Origin of the sequence: Pseudomonas sp. PS02288, assembly GCF_029959715.1 — a bacterium.
GTDB classification, from domain to species: Bacteria; Pseudomonadota; Gammaproteobacteria; order Pseudomonadales; family Pseudomonadaceae; genus Pseudomonas_O; species Pseudomonas_O kuykendallii.
The window spans coordinates 84323-104933 of sequence record NZ_JASCPA010000001.1 but is presented as its reverse complement, the minus strand read 5'-3'; the positions used below and the strand labels follow the sequence as shown (position 1 = coordinate 104933).

Genomic DNA, 20611 nt, shown 5'->3' with positions numbered 1-20611 from the left:
CAGGCGGCACGACCCTTGCTATCTCACCTGTCATGAAAGAACTCACGACATTTTTTCGACGCATGATGTCAAAACGACAGCGCATGTCTCGTGTTTTACCCACTTTGTGCGGGCTCGGCTACACCGGTCTGGTGTTGGCCCAGCAAACCATGCCTGAGCAACTTATCGACACGACCCAGGGATTTCTTGAATTCGCCGTGGAAGATTATCTGCGTACCGTGGACATACCGGGCCGCTACGAAATCCAGGTCAACCGGCTCGATCCGCGCCTGCGCCTGCCGCTGTGCGACCAGGAGCTGAACGCCAAGCTGGAAAGCCCGGCCCAACCGATCGGGCGGGTCACGGTGAAGGTCAGCTGCGACGGCAGTTCGCCGTGGAGCGTGTTCGTTCCGGCCCAGGTGAAGGTGTTCCGCGACGTCGTGGTGGTCAAGCGTCCGCTGACCCGCGGCAGCATTATCGGCGAGACCGATGTAGCGCTGGCGGAACGGGACACCGGAACCCTCGGCCAGGCCTTCCTCGTCGCTACCGAGCAGGCGGTCGGCAGCAAGCTGACACGACCGGTGGTCGCCGACCAGGCGATCCTCCTGACGATTCTGGAAAAAGCCGACGTGATCGCCAAGGGCGACCACGTGGTGATCAAGGCGCAAAGCGGCGCCATCAACGTGAACATGCCCGGCGAAGCACTTTCAGCGGGCGCTCCAGGCGAGCAGATCCGGGTCAGGAACCTGCAGTCTCAACGAGTGATCAAGGCACGGGTGACCGGCCCGGGCGTGGTAGAAGTGGCTATGTAAGGCATGAAACGGCTGGCGTGCAGACAGGACGGTTCTTTACACTGGCGGACGGCGCAAATCTTTTTGCTCTGTCTCGCTAAAGTTATCGGCGTGAACGCCGAAAAGCTGGGCAAGCGTCCAGACACCGTCCGAGGTTTTGCATCATGGTTATCGACTTCAACCGGCCCAACAATGCCGTTACGCCGTCTTCGACGACGCGTACCAGCAGCAGCCAGCCCGGCAGTCGCACCGAAGCCGCCGCCGACAGCAAAGCGAGCGGTACCGTCGAGCAGACCCCAGCCAAGGGCGGCGAACCCGTGCAGCTCAGCCAGGAGGCACAGCAATTGCAGTCCGTTAGCGACAAGCTGCGTGACCTGCCCACCGTCGATAGCGAGAAGGTCGCCCGGCTCAAGCAGGCGATCACCGACGGTAGCTATCAGGTCGATAGCAAACGCGTCGCCAGCAAACTGCTCGATTTCGAGTCCCAGCGTTAGCTTCAGGCCGCGCTGGGGATTTTGGACGCTTGATTCCCAGAGCCCGCCGCCATGAACGACACGACCCTGCTGCAACTGTTCAGCGAAGATATCGGCAACGCCGAGCAGTTGCTTGAATTGCTCGAAAGCGAGACCCAGGCCCTGACAAGTCAGGATCTCACCTCCCTGGAAACCATCCTCACCCGCAAGCAGACCCTGCTTGCTCTGCTCGACCAGCATGGCGGGGCGCGGAGTCGCGTGCTCGTCTCGCTGAACCTGAGCGCCGACCGCGCGGGGCTGCAGGCGCTCGCCAAGGTCTCCGCGCAGGGCGAGGAACTGCTCGCTGCCGGCGATCGGCTCAGCGCGCTGCTGCGTGAATGCCAGGACACCAACCTGCGCAATGGGCGACTGATTCGCGCCAGCCAGACCAGCGTCACCAAGCTGCTTGGAATCCTTCGCGGCGCAGAGGTGCCCAACCTCTACAATAATCGCGGAGCGACGTCGCGCGTCGGCTATCAGCGTCCCTTGAGCCAGGCATAAATCCCTGAAATAAGAACGACATGCAGCCGTGATGCCCGTATGCTAGCGCAGCCTATTGCCGGGAGAACGCTGGAGTGCCGAACCCCTTCATCGAGGAGAATGGTCCGCAAGAGCCCAGGCTGCTTAGAGCTCCGCTGGAGATCTTCGCCAACCTGCGCCTGCTACAGCAGAACCATGACCCTCTCGTCATCACCTTCGAAGGCCGCTCGCAGCGTTTCCAGAGTTTCGTTGTCCAGGTCGACCGCGAGCGCAACCTGCTGGCCCTCGACGAACTGATACCCAACGACGGCGAGCGCTACCTGCTGGCCGGCGAGTCCTTCCACGTCGAAGGTTTCCATGAGGGCGTGCGCATCGCCTGGGATTGCGAGCAGAAGCTCTACATCGGCGAGCTCGAAGGCGCTCGCGCGTACTGGGCGACGCAACCCGAGGAGATGCTCTACCACCAGCGCCGGGGCGCCTTCCGCGCGGTGCTGAAACTGACGCAGCCGGTCCAGGTGGGCCTGGACGGCGACAAACTCAGGGCCTCGATCGTCGGCCAGATGCTCGACATCTCCGCCACCGGCTGCAAGCTGCGCTTCGCCGGTGACGTCACCGACCGCCTCAATCCGGGAGAAGTCTACGAGCGCCTGACCGCCGAATTGCCGTTCGGCGCAGTCACCACGTCGGTGGAGTTGCGTCACCAGCGCTATGACGCGAGGCTCGACGTGACCTTCTGCGGGCTGCGTTTTTTCAGCCTCAGCGGGCTTGAGCAGCGCGCGGTCGAGCGCTTCGTCTACCAGTTGCAGCGCGAAGCCCGTCGCCTCGACTGAGCGGCGCCGATCAGCCGTTCGCCGGCGCCTCCGGTGACCCGGCCCCTTCCCCGCCCTGCATCTGCGCTTCCACCACCTGCCCATCGACCCGCGGATCGAGCGCCGCCGTCAGCGGCGAGCTGGCCGTGCTGTCGGGCATCGGGATGTGCTGCAGCGGCGCATCGTCGACCTGATGCAGATTGGTCACCGCTTCCGGGCGAATCCGCCAGACCAGGATCAGCGCGCAAAGGCTGACGAAGGCATACAGCATGTTCGCGCCCAGGTACTTCATCAGCACGCCGGCGAGCAGTGGACCGACGCAGGCACCGATGCCGAAGGTGACCAGCAGCATGGCGCTCAGCGACACCCGGCGCTCGGCCTCCACATGGTCGTTGGAAAACGCCACCGCCAGCGGATAGAGACTGAATTGCAACAGGCTGACGACGAAGCCGAGGGGCAGCAGCACCGCCAGCGGCACCTCGCCCAGCAGCGCCAGCGGAAGCGCCGCCACGCTCAGCAGCAAGGCGCAGACACGAATCAGCCAGGCGCGGTCGCGACGGTCGGAAATCCACCCCAGCGGCCACTGCACCAGCAACGCCGCGAGGATGCAGCTGCCCATGAACACGCCGACCTGCTGCGTCGACAGCCCCAGGCGCGTGGCATACAACGGCGCCAGGCCATAGAAGGAGCCGATCAGCAGCCCCGAGACCAGCACGGTGGTCAGCGACTGCGGCACCCGGCGGATGAAGAAACGCGGTTCCAGCGGCGCCGGATGCAGCGCGGCGGGGTGAATCTTGCGAGTCGCCGCCACCGGCACCAGGCACAGCGCAAAACACATCGCCACCAGCATCAGCAGCTCGATGCCGAGACCCGGGTGGACCACCAGGACCATCTGTCCCAACACCAGCCCGAGGTACGAGGCGATCATGTAGCCACCGAATACCCGCCCACGCTGGCTGGCCTCGGCCTGATCGTTCAGCCAGCTTTCGATCACCATGTACTGGCACATCATGCCCAGGCCCACCAGCATGCGCAGCACCAGCCAGGCGGGCAGCCAGTCGATCAGGCCATGCCCCAGCACCGCGGCGGTCACGATCGCCGCGCAGGTGGAATAGGCGCGAATGTGGCCGACCCGGGCGATCAGCCGGTGGCCGGTCTTGCCGCCCAGCGCCAGACCGAAATAGTTGGCGGCCATCAAGGCGCCCACCCAGAGCCCGTCGACGCTCTTCGACAGACGCAGGGCCAGGTAGGTGCTGAGCAACCCCGAGCCGAGCAGCATCAGGGTGGTGGCCAGGTAAAGCGGGCCGAAAGACTTCCAGATCCTGGACATTGAAACGGGAAACTCCTGCTGGGGCCGGACCGCCTGAGCGGCCCGGCGGAGGTTCACGCCTGGGCGGCGAGAACGCGGCGTTCCCAGGGCGTGATTTCATCGAAGAAGCTGGTCAGCTCCATCGCCTTGCTGGCGATGTAGCCTTCGATGAACTCGCTCCCGAACAGTTCCCGCGCCAGCTGGCTGCGGCGCAGACGCTCAAGCGCGGCGTGCATGGTGCTCGGCAGGGTCAGTTCGTCCGGCACCACGAACTCGCCCTGGATCGCCGCGCTCGGCTCCAGCTCCCGCTCGATGCCGTGCAGCCCGGCGGCCAGGCTGGCGGCGATGGCGAGGTACGGGTTGGCGTCCGCGCCGGGCAGGCGGTTCTCGACACGCCGCGCGACCGGCGAGCTGGCCGGGATGCGCAGGCCCGCGGCGCGGTTGTCGTGGGACCAGCAGGCGTTGTTCGGCGAAGCGAACGGATGGCAGAGGCGCTGGTAGGAATTGACGTTCGGCGCGAACAGCAGGGTGAAGTCCGCCAGCGCCGCCTGCTGGCCGCCAATGAAATGGCGAAACGCGGCGGTCGGCTCGCCCTGCTCGTCGCTGAAGATGTTTCTACCACTGCCCTGCTCTACCAGGCTCTGGTGGATGTGCATCGAGCTGCCGGGGGTTTTCGCCAACGGCTTGGCCATGCACACCACGGTGATGCCGTACTTGAGCGCGACCTCCTTGAGCAGGTGCTTGAAGAGGAACGTCTGATCGGCCAGCAGCAAGGGATCGCCGTGCAGCAGGTTGATCTCGAACTGGCTGACGCCCATCTCGTGCATGAAGGTGTCGCGCGGCAGGCCGAGCGCCGCCATGCAGCGATAGACCTCCTCGAAGAACGGCCGCAGACCGTTATTGGAGCTCACGCTGAACGCCGAATGGCCATCCTCTCGCCGACCGTCCAGCCCCAGTGGCGGCTGGAACGGCTGGTGCGGGTCGCTGTTCGGCGCGAAGACGAAGAACTCCAGTTCGGTCGCGACCACGGGCGCCAGACCGCGCTCGGCATAGCGGGCGATGACCTGCTTCAGCAACCCGCGGGTGGACAGCCCCGAGCAGCCGCCTTCCAGTTCGTCGGCATCGCAGATCGCCAGCGCGCGGGGCGTCTGGCTCCATGGCAGGCGGTGAATCTGCGCCGGGTCGGCAACCAGCGCGAGGTCGCCATCGTCACTGCCGTAGAAACGCGCCGGCGGGTAGCCGCCCATGATGCATTGCAGCAACACGCCGCGCGCCAGCTGCAGGCGACGGCCTTCGAGGAATCCCTCGGCCGTCATCACCTTGCCGCGAGGCACGCCATTGAGATCGGGCGTAACGCACTCGATTTCGTCGATACCGGCCAATCGTTCGGCAAGAGAGCTGCGGCCGCTGCTGGTCATCACGTCTGTTCCTTGATCATTCTGAAAGCCGGGATTCGGCAAGGTGGACAAAATACGCATCAGCCGTTCGAAATATCAAGCACCGGGCAATCGCCAAGCGCGCGGGTGTCGCATTGATATCGGGAGTGGCAGGCAAAGCGGCGCGAATGCGCGAAAGATGGCGTCCCCTACTGGAGTCGAACCAGTATCTAGCCCTTAGGAGGGGCTTATTCTATCCATTGAACTAAGGGGACAACGCCGCGGCGAAGCTTGCCGCCGCGACGGGGCCGCATGTTAGCGAGGCCGGCGCGGTTTGTCATGCGGCGGCACGCGCCGCGATCAGGCCGCTGGCTCGTAAAGACGCAGCACCTGCACCTCCCCCGCCTGCAGCTGCGCCAACAAACGGCGTTTCTCCTGTTTCGCCGCCTCCAGTGCGTGCTGCTTGACGTGACCGTAGCCGCGAATCTGCTCCGGCAACTCGGCGATCGCTACCGCCGTGCGGTAGTTGCCCTCGCTCAGGACGCCAAGCAGGTGGTCGACATCCGCCTCGTAGTCGGCGATCAGCTCGCGCTCCAGACGCCGCTCGGCACTGTGCCCGAACGGATCGAGCACGCTGCCGCGCAGGAACTTGAACCTCGCCAGAACGCGGAAAGCGCTGAGCATCCACGGACCGAACTCACGCTTGCGCGGCTCGCCGGTGCGCGGGTCCGGGCGACTCAGCCAGCTCGGTGCCAGGTGGAACTGCAGGCGGTAGTCGCCCTCGAACTGCGCCTCCAGCTGCCGGCGGAACGTCTCGTCGCTGTACAGACGCGCCACTTCGTACTCGTCCTTGTAGGCCAGCAGCTTGAAGTAGTAGCGCGCCACCGCTGCGGTGAGCGCCTGCTGCGGACCACGGTCGACGCCGCGCACGCGCTCCACCAGTGCCTGGTAGCGCTCGGCATAGGCCGAATTCTGGTAATCACGCAGCAGCGCCATGCGGTGGGCCATCACCTCGTCGAGGCCCTCGCAGCGCGGCGCCGCCATCTCTTCCGGCTGAACCAGGCGCTCCACCGCGGCCAGATCATGGGCGGCGCGCCGACCCCAGAGGAACGCCTGGCGGTTCGCCTCCACCGCTACCGCGTTCAGCGTGATGGCCTGCTCGATGGCTTCGGCGGAAACCGGCACCAGGCCCTTCTGATAGGCGTAGCCGAGCATGAACAGGTTGCTGGCGATGCTGTCGCCGAGCAGCCGGCTGGCCAGTCGCGTCGCATCGATGAAATGGATGCGCCCGCCGCCGACCGCCTCCGCCAGCGCCTCCCGCATCGCCGCACCGGGCACATGCGCATCCGGGTTGCGGGTGAACTCGGCCGTGGGCGACTCGTGGCTGTTGATCACCGCGTGAGCGATGTTCTCGTTGAGCTTGGCCAGGGATTCCTCGCTGGCGGCGACAACAAGGTCGCAGCCCAGCAGCAGGTCGGTCTCACCGGCGGCGATGCGCACGGCGTGGATGTCCGACTGCCGCGCGGCGATGCGGATATGACTGATCACCGGGCCGAACTTCTGCGCCAGGCCGGCCTGGTCGAGCACCGTGCAGCCCTTGCCTTCCAAGTGCGCCGCCATTCCGAGCAACGCGCCGACGGTGGTCACGCCGCTGCCGCCGACGCCCGGCAGGAGGATGTTCCAGGGCCGCGTCAGCGTCGGCTGGCGCGGTTCGGGCAGCGCCTCGAACAAGGCCTTGGCGCCCATTGCCGCCGGTTTGCGCAGGCTGCCGCCATGCACGGTGACGAAACTCGGGCAGAACCCTTCGACGCAGCTGAAATCCTTGTTGCAGGCGCTCTGGTCGATCTGCCGCTTGCGTCCCAGCTCGGTTTCCAGCGGCAGCACCGACAGGCAATTGGATTTCACGCTGCAGTCGCCGCACCCCTCGCACACCGCCGGATTGATGAATGCGCGCTTGGCCGGATCGACCAGCTTGCCGCGTTTGCGCCGACGGCGTTTTTCGGTGGCGCAGGTCTGGTCGTAGATGATCACCGAGACGCCCTTGAATGCGCGCAACTCGCGCTGCACGGCGTCCAGCTCGCGGCGGTGGTGGAAGCTGACGATAGGCGCGAAGCCGGCGCGACTGGGGTACTTGTCCGGCTCGTCGCTGACCAGGGCGATGCGCTTCACCCCCTCGGCGAAGATCTGCTGGCTGAGCTGGTCGACGCGCAATTCGCCGTCGATGGGCTGGCCCCCGGTCATCGCCACCGCGTCGTTGTAGAGGATCTTGTAGGTGATGTTGACCCCGGCCGCCACGGCCGCGCGCACGGCCAGGTGGCCGGAATGGAAATAGGTGCCGTCGCCGAGGTTCTGGAACACGTGGGCGGTTTCGGTGAACGGCGCCTGGCCGATCCAGGTGGCGCCCTCGCCGCCCATCTGGGTGAAGGTGTCCGTGCTGCGGTCCATCCACTGGGTCATGTAGTGGCAGCCGATACCACCCTGCGCGCGACTGCCTTCCGGCACCTTGGTCGAGCTGTTGTGCGGGCAGCCGGAACAGAAATGCGGGGTTCGCTGGGTATGGTGGCGTGGCGCGGCGAGGGCTTTTTCCTTGGCGTCGAGAAAGGCCAGGCGCTCCTCGATGGCCGCACTGCTGTAGATCGGCGCCAGACGCCGGGCGATGACCCGCGCGATCATCGCCGGGGTCAGCTCGGCCAGATTGGGCAGCAGCGAGACGCCCTGCTCGTCGAACTCACCGACCACCCGCGGGCGCTTGCCCACCGGCCAGTTGTAGAGCTGCCCGGTGAGCTGGTCCTCGATGATGCTGCGTTTCTCCTCCACCACCAGTATCTCGTCGAGCCCTTCGGCGAATTCGTGCACCGAGACCGGCTCCAGCGGCCAGCTCATGCCGACCTTGAGCACCCGCAGGCCGACCTGGGCGCACAAGGCTTCGTCCAGACCGAGGTCCTCCAACGCCTGGCGCACATCGAGATACGACTTGCCGGTGGTGATGATGCCGAGGCGCGGGCTGGGCGAATCGAGCATCACCCGGTTCAGCCGGTTGGCGCGGGCGAAGGCGCGCGCGGCGTAGATCTTGAAGGTGTTGAGGCGTTTTTCCTGGGCCAACGGCGGGTCCGGCCAGCGGATATGCACGCCGTCCTCGGGCAGCGCGAAATCCTCCGGCAAAGCGACCTGGATGCGCAGCGGGTCGACGTCCACCACCGCCGAGGAGTCGACGTTCTCGGCGATGGTCTTCAGCGCCACCCAGCAGCCGCTGTAGCGCGACAGTTCCCAGCCGAGGATGCCGTAATCGAGGATTTCCTGGACGTTGGCCGGGTTGAGCACCGGAATCGACGCCGCGATGAACGCGTGCTCGCTCTGGTGGGCGATGGTCGAGGATTTGCAGCCGTGGTCGTCGCCGGCCAGCAGCAGCACGCCGCCATGGGGCGAGACGCCGGCGGAGTTGCCGTGCTTGAACACGTCGCCACAGCGATCGACGCCCGGTCCCTTGCCGTACCAGAGGGAAAACACGCCGTCGTAGCGGGCGCCGGGGAACAGGTTGGTCTGCTGGCTGCCCCACACTGCGGTGGCGCCCAGCTCTTCGTTGACGCCGGGCTGGAAGTGGATGGCGTTCTGCTGGAGAAACTCGCGTGCGTCCCAGAGGCTCTTGTCGAGCCCGCCCAGCGGAGAGCCGCGGTAGCCGGAGATGAAACAGGCGGTGTTGAGGCCGTGGGCCAGGTCGCGCTGGCGTTGCAGCATCGGCAGTCGGGTCAGGGCTTGCGTGCCGGTCAGGTACAAGTGACCTGTGGCGAGGCGGTACTTGTCGTCCAGACGGATTTCGGCCAGGGACATGGCGGTATTCCTCTTGTTCTTATTAGTAGGCACCGGCGGCCGAGACCGCTGCGGATCACTGCCTAGAATATGACCGAGCGGTACCGGAGTTTTCTTCCTAAATGGAGGGAGAAATGCCGATACTTCGCATGATCCTTGCGCCCATAACAAGAATAGGGAAACGAACATGCAGGTTTCGCTGAGCGGCATCGACCGCAAGATTCTTCGCCTGCTGCAGCACGACGCCGACCTCTCCGCCGCGGAGATCGCCGAGCGGGTCGAGCTGTCGCAATCGCCGTGCTGGCGACGCATCCATCGCATGCAGGAAGAAGGACTGATCGAACGCAAGGTCGCCCTGCTCAACCCGAAGCTGCTGGGCCTGAGCATGACGGTCTTCGTCAACATCAAGCTCTCGGCCCACGGGCGCAACAACCTCGCCGAGTTCGAGCAGGCCATCGTCGGCTACCCCGAAGTGCTGGAGTGCCACACCATGGCCGGGAGTTCGGACTACCTGCTCAAGGTGGTGGCGCGCGACATCGATGCCTACGAACGCTTCCTGCGCGATCAGCTGCTGCGACTGCCGCACGTGCAGGAAGCGCACTCGAACATCGCCATGAGCGAAGTCAAACGCACCACCGAGTTGCCGCTGGATTGAACCCTCAGTTGCGCGGCGGGGGCGCTTCGCCGAGCAAACCCAACAGCGCTTCCAGGGTCTGGACCAGGGCGTCCGAATTGTCGAGGCGCAGCACGCCCTGCTCTTCGCTGCCGGACTGCAGCATCAGGCTGCGGGCCAGGCGCTGCTCGATTTCCGCAGGGTTCTCGCGTCCACGCGCCACCAGGCGCTGGCGCAGGACCTCGGGACGGACGCTGAGCAGGATCGCCAGCATCGCCGGGTAGTGCCGCCGGGCATCCGGCAGATAGCCGCGCGAGCCGTTGACCAGAACGTCCTGACCGGCCGCCAGCCATTCATCGATCTCACGCGGAATGCCATAGGCCAGGCCATTGGCGCGCCAGCACATCGCGAACGCGCCCTGCGCTTCGAGCTGGGCGAAACGGTCCGGGGTGACCGCGTGCGCGTCCTCGCCGACCGCTTCGGCCGAGCGGGTGATGACTCGCCGCGCAATCCGCGCGCCACGTTCCTGCCACGGATCGCGGATGGCATCGAGCAGGCTGTCCTTTCCGGAACCGGACGGACCCATCAGATAAATCAGCCTGCCTGCCATCGAATCCCCTGCATTTGTTCGATCAAGCCAATGAATATAACCCGCGCGCCTTCATCACAACCCAATGAGCGGATCAACAGCGGCAACGAGGTTGTCTAACAAAATCACGTGCAATTTGCATGGCGTGCTGGCAAAAAGCCTGTATATTGTAAAAAACTGACGCATAATTGGCGTCAACGAAACGTTATGCATAGCTTCGTCGGTATGCAGTACACTGTTGCGATGGTTGAACGACTCGCAATTACGGAGGTCCAACCGGTGGATGCTCCTGCCCATTGTGCCAGTACTGCCCTCTTGAACTAACCGGTCTCTAATGTATGCGCCCTATGAAACAGGCTATTTATTCCAGTCGTACAGCTGACAAATTTGTCGTCCGACTTCCGGACGGAATGCGTGAGCGCATCGCCGACGTAGCACGAAACCATCATCGCAGTATGAATTCCGAGATCATCGCCCGTCTTGAGCAGAGCCTGATCCAGGAAGGCGCGCTGAGCGATGATCTGACGATGCGCCTGGACAGCCCCGAGCTTTCCCTGCACGAACGTGAACTGCTACAGCGCTTCCGCCAGTTGTCCGGACGCCAGCAGACCGCGCTGGTCGCCCTGATTGCCCACGATGCGGAAATGGCCAGCGAAGACGCCTGATTCGCTCGTGCGATGCAAAGAAAAGCCGGCTAGAAGCCGGCTTTTCCGTTTCAGACGTCCCGCGGCGCCACTTCAGCCAGGCAACCGCACCCGGAAGGCGATCACGCCATCCTGATACTGCACATCGATGCTGCCCTGGTGAGCCTGGACAATGGCCTGGCTGATATACAGTCCGATGCCCAGTCCGCCCTTGTTGTGCAACGAGCCCGAAGCGTTCTTGAACGGACTGAACAGCTGCGACAGGTCATCCAGCGCGATCGGTTCGGCTTCGTTGCGCACCGTCAGCTCGAGCTCCTGTCCTTCGCGCCTCAGTGTCAGCTGCACCTGGCGGCCCTGCCTGCCGTGGTGGCGCGCGTTGCTGAGCAGGTTGGAGACCACCTGTGCGTAGCGGTCCGGGTCGATCACCGCGCACAGGTCGGCCTCGATGTCGCTGTCCAGCGGCATTCCCGGAAACGCCATGAGCATCTCCCTGACGGAATCGGCGACCAGTGCGGACAGATCCACCTCCTGCATGCGCATCGCCAGCCCGAGACCGGCCTGCAGCCGGCTCATTTCGAGAATCTGGCTAATCAGCCGCTCCATGCGCCCACTGGAATAGGTGATGTGCTTGCGCAGCTCGGCGCTGCGGGTGTCGCTGGACGACATCATGGAAGCGGCCATGGAAATGGATTGCAATGGATTGCGCAGATCATGGCCAAGTACGGCGATCAGGCGCTGGCGCATGTGGTCGATTTCCGCCGCCCGGTTCAGGCAGACCTCGACCAGCTCGCCCCGCAGCTTCTCGGCGATCGCGAGCTCGGCCGCCGACCAGCCAACGGCGCGGTCTCGCACCACTTCCTCCCAGGCCTCGAAGGACCCGCGCGGGGTCAAGCGCGAGCCGGAAGGTCCGACACGCTCGATCTTCTCCGGCTTGCCGGCCCAGGTGATGGTCTGCGACTGCGGCTGGCGCAACCAGAGCAGCCAGCCGGATTCCTGGCGATGGAAACGGACCGCCAGCACGCCGCAGAAGGTGGCGCCACGCGAATCGGTTAAGGGCTCCTCGAAACGCGAGGTCTGGTAAAGATCGAGTTCGGGATCGGCTTCCAGCGAGGCAACGATGCGCACGGCGAATCCGCCCAACTCGGGATTGTCACCCGCCTCCACGCGGCCACCGAGCATCACCACCACGCCGGAACAGTCGAATAACTGGCCGATGTGGGCCGTTCCCTTGATCAGCGCGGCGATCAGGTCGTCTGAATCGCGCGCCTGCTTGGCCAACTGCAACTGCAGGTAGGCGGCCTTACGCACCTGCTCGGCGGCGATCTGAGTCTCCAGGCGCGCCACCGCGGCGCTGCACACCTGCGAGAGCACCTGGAACGCCAGCCGCGTCGGATATGGCAGGACCTTGGGCGCCATGTGGTGGCAGGCGAACATCCCCCACAGCTGCCCGGCCACCACGATGGAAATGCTCATCGAGGCGAACACGCCCATGTTGCTCAGGTATTCGCAGTGAATCGGCGACACGCTACGCAGGTGGCTGTAGCTCAGATCGAAGAGGGTTCCGTCGGGACAGCTCGACGGCGTCAGCCGGACCGGCGCGTAGGCGATATCGGCGATCATCCGCGTGGGGTTCTCGATGAACAGCCGGCGCGCCTGGGCGGGGATGTCCGACGCCGGATAATGCTGCCCGACATAGCTGACCAGGTCCTTGCGCCGCGCCTCGGCCACCACTTCGCCGGAAAGGTCCGGCTTGAAGCGGTACGCCATCACCCGGTCGTAGCCGGAGAACTCGCGGATACTCAAGACCAGGCTCTCCAGCATGACCTGGATGTCCTGCTGGTATTGCAATTGGCTGACCAGCCGATAGATGGTGTGGGTGCCCAGCGACGGACTGGTCACGCCGGCCTCGCGGCGCTCGAACTCCAGATAGAGAATGCCTTTGTGGGCATGCGCGATGACATCGAAGAGCGCGTCGCCGAAGCTCGCCTCCAGAACGTCCATCCAGGGCTCGTCGCTGCGCAGGCCGCATTCGAGCATCTCCCGTACCGCGCGCGGCAGGCCGACCTGCCACAGTGGCTGGTCGGGAAGCACCTTCAGCCCAAGCATCGCCTGGGTGTTCTCGCTGGCACTGAGCACCAACCCCTGGCGGTCGAAGGCGATCAGCGCGCCGTGCGGCTGGATCGCCGCGGGAATGTGGATCGGCTCGTCTTCGCAGGTAGCCAGCGTCACCGATTGGTTCATGCGGACTCCCCCCGTACGACCCAGCGATTGAACGATTCAAAGGCCTCGCAGGCGGCGGCGGAAGCGGCCTCGACCTGCGCCGCCTCCGCCAGTTGCTCCTCGAGGCGACGGGTGAAGGACTTCCACAAGGGCCCGGTGGCGGCTCCGTAGCCGAGCAGCCAGTGCAGCGGCAGCGGCGCCAGGCGCGGCTGCAGGCGGCGGAAAAGGAAGCTCGAACCGAGCGTCGAGCCCTCGATCACATAGGCGATGCCGAAACGACGGGCCTCGTCGCTGGCCTGCGGCACATACGGACAGACCGGGATGGCATCGACCTGCGCACGGATCCAGCCGCCCTCGAGCAGGTCCGCTTCGATCCAGGCGAGCTTGCCGGCGCGCTGCCCGGCATCCGCCAGCGACGGCCACGGCGAAGACCACAGCGTCGCCTCCAGCGGCTTTAGCCATCCGAAGATGCGGGCGATGTAGTTTAGGTAGTCGGAACGGCCGAAGTCGTCCCGCTGTAACGGAAGAGCCTGATCCAGCGCGGCGTGCTGGGCCTGCGTAGCCTGACGCAAGGCGTTCAACGGCGAATTAACGTGCTGTTCGGATTCAGTTGTTACGGGCATATCCCTCGGGCCAGGCAACGCAGTGCAGCAAAAAAGCCGAGCATCGCGGCTCGGGGTGTTCGATCAGCCGCTGATTAGACAGCGGCGAAGATGTTCCGCATTCCCTGCGTCGAGTTCAACCCAGAATACAGGTTTTCCGGCGAGCAGTGCGCCGGCGGGGGCGCCATCCTGATACAAGACGCGATTGCCGGCAATAGCCGGTATTTTGGCACCTGGCAGCAGGCTACCTACCAGATTCAACGGATCGCTGGCGGACAGGCTGACCAGGTTGCCGTCACGCGGGCGCTTGCGTACCTCGCGCAGCAACCCCACCGCCTCCGGCAGGGCGAACTGCTCGCCGGCGAGCCCCGCGACGAAGCGCCCGCCGCGGATGTCACCACGCGCCTCCAGCCGGTGATAGACCCTCAGCAACTCGCGCCACGGCGGCAACCAGTCCGCCTCGCGGTCGAGCAAGCGCCAGAACACCACGCCATAGCGGCGCAGAAGGGTCATGGCGATGTGTTCCAGCGCCTGGGGATCGGTCTGCGGGCGACGCTTCGGGGTGCTTTGCGCAACCTCCGGAGCGGACGGGCGGCGCACCAGCGACCAGCGCCCGGCGTCCGCCATGCCGCCGATCAGCGACCCACCGCGCCCGCGCCGGCCGGCGCGTGGCTGACGCTTCGCCGCCGGCATCAGCAGCGCACGCAGCCCGGCGAAGCTGTCGGCATTCACCAGGCCGACCGCGACCAGCTCGCCAAGCGCGTTTTCCAGCTCGGTGCGCAGCAGGCGCACCTCCTCCAGCAGCTCGTCGAAGAACAGCGCGCCGTGCCTGGCCAGCGCATCGCGAACCAGTGCGGCGCGGGACGACAACTCGGGCTCCGGGGCGTCCATCGCCAGTGCGTTCCACTCCGCCAGGTGCCGGCGCGGCAGCAGCACGATGGGCGTGCCGCGAACCGGCCCGCCACTGGCGCGCAGGCGGCCGGCAAGGCGAGTCCAGACGACACGTCCGGAGCGGCAGAGGTCGTCGAGCCAATTGATGCCGTAGTCGCGCACCCGCGCCGGCAACAGCTCGCCCTCCCAGGCAGCGGCGGCGGCCTGGAAACCCTCCAGTTGGCTGATCACTCCGCCCAGGGCCTCGGCGCCGCGCGTGCGGGTGTCCGCCGAAACATGCTGCCAGTCGAACAGGAAGCGCATGAAATCGCTGAGTTCGACCGGCTCGATCTCCCGGCGCAGCCGTTTCACCGTGTAGCGATGAATACGCGCCAGCAGGTGCCGCTCGCACCACTCTTCGTCCGGCGCACCCGGCGTGAAGCGCCCGCGCAGCACGTAGCCTTCGGCCTCCAGGCGGGTCAGAGCCAGCGCCACGGCGGAGGCCGGCTGCGCCAGGCCGCGGGCGATGCGGTCCAGCGGCAACGGGCCGAAACCGGTCAGGCGCGCGCGCACTACCTCGCGCAGCGCGTCCTCTTCGCTGCAGTCCTCCTCGAAGCCGGGCAGCACCTGCAGCGGCGGCTCGGGCAACGCGGTGGGATACAGGATGCGGAACAGCGCCAGGCGCTCCACCGGCAACCACAGCCCGTCGCGCTGCGTCACCGGTATCCGCTCGGCGCGGCCGGCGCGGGCGAGTTCGGCGAGCAGCACCGGCCAGCGTTCGTCGCGCTGCGCTTCGGCGTCGCCGAGGCAGGCCAGTCCCATCAGCGCTTCGTGCATTTCGTCGGCGTTACGCGCCTGCGGCCAAGCCTCCTCGCCCACCGCCTGAATGGCGCCGATATCCAGCGCGCCGAGGTCATCGCTGGATTCGGGGTCCGTCCAGCGTCGATTGAGCACGGCCTGGGTACGGCGTTCCTCCAGCGGCGCGTCGTCGAGAAAGGCATACGGCCGCGCGCCGAGGGTCTCCATCGCAAGCGGCGACGGCGCCGGCAGATCGCGGGCGAGCAAGCGCACCTCGCCGCTCTCCATGCGCCGCAGCAGCTCCAGCCAGGCGTCCGCGTCCATCGCCTCGTGCAGGCAGTCGTCGAGGGTCTGCGCGACCAGCGGGTGCTCCGGCACTTCGCGTTCGCCGACGATGTTCTCCAGGCAGGCGACCTGATCGGGAAACACCGTCGCCAGCAGGTCCTCGCTCTTCATCCGCTGCAACTGCGGCGCGACCTTGCGCCCCCCGGCCATGCGCGGCAGCGCCAGCGCGGTGGTGGCGTTCCAGCGCCAGCGCACGCCGAACAGCGGAGCGTCGAGCAGCGCCTGGATCAAGACGTGCTCGGCGGAATTGGAATGCAGATAGCGCCACACCTCGTCCAGCGGAAAGCTGTGACTGGTGGACAGCGATAGCACGATGGCGTCCTCGGTGGCCGCCGCCTGCAGCTCGAAGTTGAAGGTGCGACAGAAGCGCTTGCGCAGCGCCAGGCCCCAGGCGCGGTTGAGGCGGCTGCCGTAGGGCGAATGGATGACCAGCTGAGTGCCGCCGGATTCGTCGAAGAAGCGCTCCATCACCAGCGTGCGCTGGCTCGGCAGCGTACCCAGCGCGGAGCGCGCGCGGGCCAGGTACTCGACGATCTGCCGCGCCGCCGGCTCCGGCAGGCCGAGTTCGTCGGTCAGCCAGTCCAGCGCCAGCCCCAGGCGCGAGGGCTCCTGATCGTCACCGGGCAGGCTGCGTGAGGCCTCGGCAAGGGCCAGGCGACGGTCGATTTCCTCGCGCAGGCGCGCCACGCCGGCCGACAGTTCGTCGCTGCGCCCCGGCGCCTCGCCGAGCCAGAACGGGATGTTCGGCGGCTGACCCTGGGCATCCTCGACACGCACCCTTCCCGGCTCGATGCGAATGATCCGGTAGGAGGCGTTGCCCAGCTGGAAGATGTCTCCGGCCAGGCTTTCCACCGCGAAATCCTCGTTCACCGTACCGATGTTCAGCCCGGCCGGTTCCAGCAGCACGCCATAGTCGGCGTTGTCCGGAATGGTCCCGCCGGACGTCACCGCGGTAAGCTTGCCGCCGCGCCGCCCGCGCAGGGTCCGGCTCACCGCGTCGCGGTGCAGGTAGGCGCCGCGCGCGCCGTGGCGGCTGGTGTAGCCCTCGGCGAGCATCGCCAGCACCGACTGGTAATGCGCCCAGTCCAGCCCGGCGTAGGGTTCGGCACGGCGGATCAGGGCGAACAGCGCATCCTCGTGCCACTCCTGGCTGCCGACCTCGGCGACGATCTGCTGCGCCAGCACGTCGAGGGGCGCTCGCGGGATCATCAGCGTATCCAGCTCGCCACGGCGCACGCAGTGCAGCAGCGCGGCGCACTCGATCAGGTCGTCGCGGGAATTGGGGAACAGCCGGCCCTTGGGCGTACCGCCGACATGGTGGCCGGAACGCCCGACGCGCTGCAGGAAGGACGAGATCGAACGCGGCGAGCCGAGCTGGCAGACCAGTTCGACCTCGCCGATATCGATGCCCAGCTCCAGCGACGCGGTGGCGATCAGCACGCGCAGCTCGCCGCGCTTGAGACGCTGCTCGGCGTCCAGCCGCGCCTCCTTCGCCAGGCTGCCGTGGTGCGCGGCGACCGCGGCGTTGCCCAGGCGCTGGGTCAGGTGGCGGGCGGCGCGCTCTGCCATCCGCCGCGTGTTGACGAACACCAGCGTGGTGCGGTGCTGCTCCACCAGCGCGGCCAGGCGGTCGTAGACGCCTTCCCAGACGTCGTTGCTCATCACCGCCTCGAGCGGCACCGGCGGGACTTCGATGGCCAGATCGCGGGGCCGGTCGTGACCGATATCGACGATGGCGCAGGGCCGCGGCGCGCCCGCCTCCGCGGACGCAGGCTCGGCTGCCCGGCGACCGGCGAGGAAACACGCCACGGCCTCAATGGGCTTTTGCGTGGCCGACAGACCGACCCGCACCAGCGGCCGCTGGCAGAGCGCCTCGAGGCGCTCCAGCGACAGCGTCAGGTGGCTGCCACGCTTGCCGTCGGCGATGGCGTGGATCTCGTCGACGATCACGCTGCGCGTACTCGCGAGCATCCGCCGCCCGGATTCCGAGCCGAGCAGCACGTAGAAGGACTCCGGAGTCGTCACCAGGATATGCGGCGCGCGCTTGCGCATGGCAGTGCGCTCGGCCTGCGGGGTGTCGCCGGTACGCACCGCGGTGCGGATATCCACCTCCGGCAGACCGAGGGCGGCCAGCTCGGCTGAGATCCCGGCCAGTGGCGTTTCCAGGTTGATGCGGATGTCGTTGGACAGCGCCTTGAGCGGCGACACGTAGACCACGCGGGTCTCGTCGGGCAAATGGCCGCCGTTGGCCAGCGCCTCCTGGACCAGCTCATCGAGGGCGGCGAGGAACGCCGTCAGGGTCTTGCCCGAACCGGTGGGCGCCGCCACCAGCGTCGACTGTCCGCCACGAATCAGCGGCCATGCCGCGTGCTGCGCCGGCGTAGGTGTGGGAAACCGGCGCTGGAACCAGGCCACCACCGCGGGATGGAAACCGGCCAATGCCTCGATCGGGGAATGCTCGTTCATCCAACGAATATGGTGGCGCGCCGGGCCGGTCGCAAGCACCGCGCGGAACGCTTCGTCGGTTGACGACGCTCCGTCGGCGCTGCGGAACCCTTAGGCAGGCACAGGTTTCTACCCTACTCTCGCCGCAACCTGGAGGCTGCCATGACCACCACCCCCGTGGAAATCGACAACGCCATGAAACTCGCGACCGAGGCGTTCCTGCCGCTCGGCTGCGTGACCAGCGTAAACACCGAGGACGACAGCTTCGGCTTCACCGTGATGAGCGAAGGTGGCAGCGAACTGCTCGGCGTGCCGCGCGTGCCACGCACCCAGTACTCCGACCCGATCCGCCTCGCCGGCGTGTTCATGCAGGCGCGCCAGGACCTGAAGAAGAAGGGCGTCGAGCTGGAAGACTGGGAGATGCCCTTCATCACCGACGACAGCGCCATCCCGGAAACGCCGCCGAACTATTGAGGCTCATCGGCCAGGTTTTTCCGATGCAATGGCTGGTGGGTAACGCCGCTCGGGCCTTCTCGCTTGATCGAATCACTCGAGTCGCGGCTTAACCCACCCTACGAAGCCCCGACCGTAGGATGGGTTAGCGGCCCCACTCGACACCGGCAACGCCGCCAATGCCATTGCCGCGTAACCCACCAAGCGCAGTCCCGGCGAAACACCGCCCCCCGAAACTCCGAACCAGGCCGTAGGGTGGGTTAGCGGCCCCGCTCGATATCTGCAACACCGCCAATCCCTACCGCCGCGTAACCCATCAGGCGGCATCCCGCCAAAGCACATTCCCCCTCACACCTGCGACAACGGCGCCGCGACGCTTTCCAGCGATTTGCGCTCCGCCGCCACGCCCCACACTGCCTGGACCACACCGCCCGCCAGCATCAGCAGTGCGCCGATGGCGTAGCCGATGAAGACGTTCTCGCGGCTGGCGCTTTCGATCAGCTGGCCGAACAGCAGCGGGCCGACGATACCGCCCAGGCCGGTGCCGAAGGCGTAGAACACGGCGATGGCCAGGGCACGGATTTCCAGCGGAAAGGTTTCCGCCACCGTGAGATACGCCGAGCTGGCCGCCGCCGAGGCGAAGAAGAAGATCACCATCCAGGCGATGGTCTGCTGCGTGGCGTCCAGCAGGCCCTGGCGAAACAGCCAGCCGCTGATCAACAGCAGGACGCCGGAAAGGATGTAGGTGGCGCTGATCATGATCCGCCGGCCGATTACGTCGAACAGCCGGCCGAGCAGCAGCGGCCCGCAGAAGTTGCCCAGGGCGAACGGCAGGATGTACCAGCCCACCCGCTCGCTGGGCACGCCGTAGAAATCGCTGAGCACCAGGGCGTAGGTGAAGAAGATCGCGTTGTAGAAGAACGCCTGCGAGGTCAACAGCGTCATGCCTACCAGCGCGCGCTGGCGATGGCGGGAAAACAGCGTATGCACCACTTCGCTCAGCGGCGTGTGATCGCGGCCACGCAGGCGCAGGCGCTGCTCCGGTGGCACCGGGGCCAGCCGATGGCCGTGCCGGCGAAAGCGCTGCTCGATGCTCTCGACGATCCGCGTGGCTTCGTCCGGCTGGTTGTGGATCAGCAGCCAGCGCGGGCTTTCCGGCAGCCACAGGCGCATCAGCAGGATCAGCAAGCCCAGCGTGGCGCCGAGGCCGAAGCAGAGCCGCCAGCCGAGATCGCCGCCGACCACGCCGGCATCGAGCAGCAGCACCGAGGCCATCGCGCCGAGTGCGGCGCCGATCCAGAACGTGCCGTTGATCGCCAGGTCGACCCAGCCGCGAAAGCGCGCCGGGGTGAATTCCTGGATCGTCGAGTTGATCGCCGAGTATTCGCCACCGATGCCGGCGCCGGTGAGAAAGCGAAACGCCAGGAAGCTCCAGAGGCTCCAGGAAAATGCCGTCGCCGCGGTCGCTCCGACGTAGACGATCAGGGTGATGAAGAACAGTTTGCGACGGCCCAGGCGGTCGGCGAGCCAGCCGAAGAACAGCGCGCCGATCACCGCGCCGGCGATGTAGGCGCCGCCGGCGAGGCCGACGTCGGCATTGCTCAGGCGCAGCGCCGGGCTGTCCTTCAGGGCGCCGGCGACGGAGCCGGCGAGCGTCACCTCCAGGCCGTCCAGCAGCCAGGTGATACCCAGCGCTATCACCAGCAGGGTGTGGAAGCGCCCCCATGGCAGGCGGTCCAGCCGCGCCGGCAGATCGGTCTCGTAGACGCGCTCGGCGTGGGTGCTTTCGGGGAGGGGCTGGGTTGACGTCATGCGAACTCTCGCTGGCGGACCGACGCGACAACCGCCCGGCTGATGAAGCTCAGAGCCGCCCGGCGCCCCAGGAGTTCGACGGCCATCGGAAAGCACGCCCGGCGTGCGCGTCGCCTAATAACCGCTGAAACTTTCGTTATGCCAACCGGTCGGTTCA

15 protein-coding genes and 1 tRNA gene are annotated in these 20611 nt (G+C 66.4%); 7 read left to right on the top strand and 9 right to left on the bottom strand.

Features of this window, described 5'->3' with window-relative positions:
- The first annotated feature begins 32 nt into the window (after positions 1-32).
- From flgA to QMX85_RS00460, 4 genes are all read left to right on the top strand, one after another.
- Complete coding sequence (gene flgA / locus QMX85_RS00475; protein WP_282338167.1) at positions 33-791, top strand: flagellar basal body P-ring formation chaperone FlgA; 759 nt, start codon at positions 33-35, stop codon at positions 789-791.
- 143 nt (positions 792-934) lie between these two features.
- Positions 935-1264, top strand: a complete 330-nt coding sequence (gene flgM, locus QMX85_RS00470; protein ID WP_282338165.1) for a flagellar biosynthesis anti-sigma factor FlgM — start codon at positions 935-937, stop codon at positions 1262-1264.
- A gap of 51 nt (positions 1265-1315) precedes the next feature.
- Positions 1316-1783, top strand: coding sequence for a flagellar protein FlgN (locus tag QMX85_RS00465; RefSeq protein WP_282338164.1), 468 nt, complete (start codon positions 1316-1318; stop codon positions 1781-1783).
- Between the two features lie 74 nt (positions 1784-1857).
- Positions 1858-2592, top strand: a complete 735-nt coding sequence (locus tag QMX85_RS00460; RefSeq protein ID WP_282338161.1) for a flagellar brake protein — start codon at positions 1858-1860, stop codon at positions 2590-2592.
- A 10-nt stretch (positions 2593-2602) separates the two neighbouring features.
- Here QMX85_RS00460 and QMX85_RS00455 read toward each other — a convergent pair whose 3' ends face one another.
- The 4 genes from QMX85_RS00455 to QMX85_RS00440 all read right to left on the bottom strand — a co-directional run bounded on the left by QMX85_RS00455 (position 2603) and on the right by QMX85_RS00440 (position 9084).
- On the bottom strand, positions 2603-3901 hold the full coding sequence (locus QMX85_RS00455; RefSeq protein WP_282338159.1) for an MFS transporter: 1299 nt from the start codon (positions 3899-3901) through the stop codon (positions 2603-2605).
- A gap of 53 nt (positions 3902-3954) precedes the next feature.
- Entirely contained in the window at positions 3955-5196 is a 1242-nt protein-coding gene (locus QMX85_RS00450; protein WP_282338410.1) for a glutamine synthetase family protein, read from the bottom strand.
- A 260-nt stretch (positions 5197-5456) separates the two neighbouring features.
- Positions 5457-5531: transfer RNA gene (locus QMX85_RS00445), tRNA-Arg, on the bottom strand.
- A gap of 85 nt (positions 5532-5616) precedes the next feature.
- Positions 5617-9084: an indolepyruvate ferredoxin oxidoreductase family protein gene (locus QMX85_RS00440; RefSeq protein WP_282338156.1), complete on the bottom strand. Its 3468-nt coding sequence runs from the start codon at positions 9082-9084 to the stop codon at positions 5617-5619.
- 166 nt (positions 9085-9250) lie between these two features.
- Here QMX85_RS00440 and QMX85_RS00435 point away from each other — a divergent pair, with 166 nt between their 5' ends.
- A complete protein-coding gene (locus tag QMX85_RS00435; RefSeq protein ID WP_090229680.1) occupies positions 9251-9718 on the top strand; it encodes an Lrp/AsnC family transcriptional regulator in 468 nt (155 codons plus the stop codon).
- Between the two features lie 4 nt (positions 9719-9722).
- Here QMX85_RS00435 and phnN read toward each other — a convergent pair whose 3' ends face one another.
- Positions 9723-10286, bottom strand: a complete 564-nt coding sequence (gene phnN, locus QMX85_RS00430; RefSeq protein ID WP_282338149.1) for a phosphonate metabolism protein/1,5-bisphosphokinase (PRPP-forming) PhnN — start codon at positions 10284-10286, stop codon at positions 9723-9725.
- Positions 10287-10603: 317 nt separating this feature from the next.
- On the opposite strand from phnN, the gene QMX85_RS00425 reads away from it, so the two are divergent.
- Positions 10604-10930 carry an Arc family DNA-binding protein gene (locus QMX85_RS00425; protein ID WP_282338147.1) on the top strand — a complete coding sequence of 109 codons (327 nt, stop codon included), beginning with the start codon at positions 10604-10606 and terminating at the stop codon, positions 10928-10930.
- 72 nt (positions 10931-11002) lie between these two features.
- On the opposite strand, the gene QMX85_RS00420 is transcribed toward QMX85_RS00425, so the two are convergent.
- The 3 genes from QMX85_RS00420 to QMX85_RS00410 form a co-directional block, all read right to left on the bottom strand.
- Positions 11003-13150, bottom strand: coding sequence for an ATP-binding protein (locus QMX85_RS00420; RefSeq protein WP_282338146.1), 2148 nt, complete (start codon positions 13148-13150; stop codon positions 11003-11005).
- Complete coding sequence (locus QMX85_RS00415) at positions 13147-13752, bottom strand: biliverdin-producing heme oxygenase (protein ID WP_282338145.1); 606 nt, start codon at positions 13750-13752, stop codon at positions 13147-13149. The genes QMX85_RS00420 and QMX85_RS00415 overlap by 4 nt, the downstream gene beginning before the upstream one ends.
- A 63-nt stretch (positions 13753-13815) precedes the next feature.
- Positions 13816-18210, bottom strand: coding sequence for a DEAD/DEAH box helicase (locus tag QMX85_RS00410; RefSeq protein ID WP_282338144.1), 4395 nt, complete (start codon positions 18208-18210; stop codon positions 13816-13818).
- 141 nt (positions 18211-18351) lie between these two features.
- Here QMX85_RS00410 and QMX85_RS00405 point away from each other — a divergent pair, with 141 nt between their 5' ends.
- On the top strand, positions 18352-18663 hold the full coding sequence (locus tag QMX85_RS00405) for a hypothetical protein (protein WP_282338142.1): 312 nt from the start codon (positions 18352-18354) through the stop codon (positions 18661-18663).
- A gap of 327 nt (positions 18664-18990) precedes the next feature.
- Here the strand turns inward: QMX85_RS00405 and QMX85_RS00400 are convergent, their stop codons facing one another.
- A complete protein-coding gene (locus tag QMX85_RS00400) occupies positions 18991-20454 on the bottom strand; it encodes an MFS transporter (protein WP_282338140.1) in 1464 nt (487 codons plus the stop codon).
- Between the last annotated feature and the right edge of the window lie 157 nt (positions 20455-20611).

Excerpts from the sequence above, each read along its gene's own strand:
- flgA (WP_282338167.1), top strand. The coding sequence starts at position 33 with ATGAAAGAACTCACGACATTTTTTCGACGCATGATGTCAAAACGACAG.
- flgM (WP_282338165.1), top strand. The coding sequence starts at position 935 with ATGGTTATCGACTTCAACCGGCCCAACAATGCCGTTACGCCGTCTTCG.
- QMX85_RS00465 (WP_282338164.1), top strand. The coding sequence starts at position 1,316 with ATGAACGACACGACCCTGCTGCAACTGTTCAGCGAAGATATCGGCAAC.
- QMX85_RS00455 (WP_282338159.1), bottom strand. The coding sequence starts at position 3,901 with ATGTCCAGGATCTGGAAGTCTTTCGGCCCGCTTTACCTGGCCACCACC.
- QMX85_RS00450 (WP_282338410.1), bottom strand. The coding sequence starts at position 5,196 with ATGACGGCCGAGGGATTCCTCGAAGGCCGTCGCCTGCAGCTGGCGCGC.
- QMX85_RS00440 (WP_282338156.1), bottom strand. The coding sequence starts at position 9,084 with ATGTCCCTGGCCGAAATCCGTCTGGACGACAAGTACCGCCTCGCCACA.
- QMX85_RS00435 (WP_090229680.1), top strand. The coding sequence starts at position 9,251 with ATGCAGGTTTCGCTGAGCGGCATCGACCGCAAGATTCTTCGCCTGCTG.
- phnN (WP_282338149.1), bottom strand. The coding sequence starts at position 10,286 with ATGGCAGGCAGGCTGATTTATCTGATGGGTCCGTCCGGTTCCGGAAAG.
- QMX85_RS00425 (WP_282338147.1), top strand. The coding sequence starts at position 10,604 with ATGCGCCCTATGAAACAGGCTATTTATTCCAGTCGTACAGCTGACAAA.
- QMX85_RS00420 (WP_282338146.1), bottom strand. The coding sequence starts at position 13,150 with ATGAACCAATCGGTGACGCTGGCTACCTGCGAAGACGAGCCGATCCAC.
- QMX85_RS00415 (WP_282338145.1), bottom strand. The coding sequence starts at position 13,752 with ATGCCCGTAACAACTGAATCCGAACAGCACGTTAATTCGCCGTTGAAC.
- QMX85_RS00410 (WP_282338144.1), bottom strand. The coding sequence starts at position 18,210 with ATGAACGAGCATTCCCCGATCGAGGCATTGGCCGGTTTCCATCCCGCG.
- QMX85_RS00405 (WP_282338142.1), top strand. The coding sequence starts at position 18,352 with ATGACCACCACCCCCGTGGAAATCGACAACGCCATGAAACTCGCGACC.
- QMX85_RS00400 (WP_282338140.1), bottom strand. The coding sequence starts at position 20,454 with ATGACGTCAACCCAGCCCCTCCCCGAAAGCACCCACGCCGAGCGCGTC.